This is a genomic window from Dietzia sp. B19 (assembly GCF_014145155.1).
In the GTDB taxonomy this organism is placed as follows: Bacteria; Actinomycetota; Actinomycetes; order Mycobacteriales; family Mycobacteriaceae; genus Dietzia; species Dietzia natronolimnaea.
Genome location: NZ_JAALED010000294.1, coordinates 1 through 2244 on the forward strand (window position 1 = coordinate 1; position 2244 = coordinate 2244).

The following is a 2244-nucleotide window of genomic DNA, read 5'->3' on the forward strand; positions in this document are numbered from 1 at the left end:
GCTCGAGCGGGGGATCTCGCAGGCCGGGGCGACCCGGACGGCTCGGGCGTTGGCCCGCCTCAACCACCGCGGCGGCACGGACTGCCCCGGGTGCGCCTGGCCCGAGTCCATCACCGGTCCGCGCAAGCCGGCGGAGTTCTGCGAGAACGGCGCCAAGGCGGTGGCCGAGGAGTCCACGACCCGGACGGTGACCCCCGAGTGGTGGGCCGCCCACCCGATCCGCGAGCTGCGGGACAAGACCGAGTACTGGCTGGGCAACCAGGGCCGGATCACCGAGCCGGTGGTGCTCAGGCCCGGCGACGAGCACTACTCTCCGATCGGCTGGCGGGAGGCGTTCGCGCTCATGGCCGAGCACGTCACCGCCACCTCGCCCGACCGCTGCGTGTTCTACACCTCCGGTCGGACGGCCAACGAGACCGCGTTCATGTACCAACTTCTCGCGCGGTCCATCGGCACCAACAACCTGCCCGACTGCTCCAACATGTGCCACGAGTCCTCCGGGTCGGCCATGACGCCCACGATCGGCATCGGCAAGGGGACTGTCTCGCTCGAGGATTTCGATCACGCGGACGTCATCCTCGTCGTCGGACAGAATCCCGGCACCAACCACCCACGGATGCTCTCCACCCTCACCGACGCCCGGCGGCGCGGGGCCCACGTGGTGGCGGTCAACCCGTTGCCCGAGGCCGGACTGCTGGGGTTCGCCGATCCGCAGTCCCCCACCGGGATCGCCAAGAGCCTGGTCGAGGGCGGGGGCGAGACCGTCTCGGATGACTTCCTGCAGATCAAGGTGGGTGGCGACCTCGCGCTGTTCCAGGCCCTGGGCCACCTGCTGCTCCGGGCCGAGGAGGCCGCGCCCGGCACGGTCGTGGACCGCGACTTCGTGGACACGTGCACCGAGGGCTTCCGGGACTACGCCGCCGCGCGTGCCGAGCTTGACTGGGAGACCACCGAGCGGGCCACGGGTCTGCGCCGCGACCAGGTCGAGCGACTGGCGACGCTGCTCGTGCACTCGCGGGGCACGATCATCTGCTGGGCTCTGGGACTCACGCAGCAGCCCCACTCGGTGGACACCCTGCGCGAGATCGTCAACGTCCTGCTGCTGCAGGGCAACTTCGGCAAACCCGGCGCCGGCGCCTGCCCGGTCCGCGGCCACTCGAACGTGCAGGGCGACCGGACCATGGGGATCTGGGAGAAGCCGGGCGCGAGGTTGTTGGACGGGCTCGACGACGAGTTCGGCATCACCTCGCCGCGTGAGCACGGCTACGACTCGACCGAGACGCTCGAGGCGTTCGAGCGCGGTGACGTGGACGTGTTCGTCTCCATGGGCGGCAACTTCGCCAAGGCCTGTTCGGACACCGACGTCCTCGAGAAGGGGATGCAACGCACCGGGCTGACCGTCCACGTGTCGACCAAGCCCAACCGCTCCCACGTGGTCCACGGGCAGACGTCGCTCATCCTCCCGACTCTCGGGCGGACGGACCGCGACGACCGCCACCCCGGGGGGGCACAGTTCGTCTCAGTGGAGGACTCGATGTCGGTGATCCGCTCGTCCCAGGGGCGGCTGGAGCCGGTGTCGGAGCAGTTGCTCAGCGAACCGCAGATCGTCGCGGGCATGGCGGAGGCGATCCTCGGTCACGACCACCCGGTGGGGTGGCGCGCGATGGCGGAGGACTACGACGTGATCCGCGACCACATCGCGCGGGTGATCCCCGGCTTCACCGACTACAACCGGCGGGTGCGACAGAAGTCCGGGTTCGTGCTGCCCAACCCGCCGCGCGACACCCGGTCCTTCGCCACCCCGTCCGGGCGCGCGCACTTCACGGTGTCACCGCTCGAGTGGCTGGAGGCCCCGGCCGGGCACCTGATCCTGCAGACCATGCGGTCCCACGACCAGTACAACACCACTTTCTACGGTCTCGACGACCGCTACCGGGGCATCTCCGAGGGGCGCCGGGTGATCCTCGTGAACCCGGATGACCTGCGCGACCTGGGCCTCGCGGACCGCCAGCTGGTCGACGTGGTGAGTGTGTTCACCGGCGCGGACGGCGTGACCAGCGAGCGCAGGGCGGAGGAGTTCCGGCTGGTGTCCTACCCGACGGCCCGCGGCTGCTGCGCGGCCTACTTCCCCGAGGCCAACAACCTGGTCCACCGTCAGAACGTGGCGCGGGAGTCCAACACGCCCGGTTTCAAGGCGGTGACCGTCCGGTTCGAGCCGCGGAGCGAGCGCTAGCGAGCGCAGCG

1 protein-coding gene is annotated in these 2244 nt (G+C 70.4%); it reads left to right on the plus strand.

All coding sequences use genetic code 11. The features are described from left to right. Positions 1-2233 (plus strand): FdhF/YdeP family oxidoreductase (locus tag G6020_RS09165; RefSeq protein ID WP_182610402.1); only part of this gene is annotated, 2233 nt, incomplete at its 5' end. Positions 2234-2244: the final 11 nt, after the last annotated feature.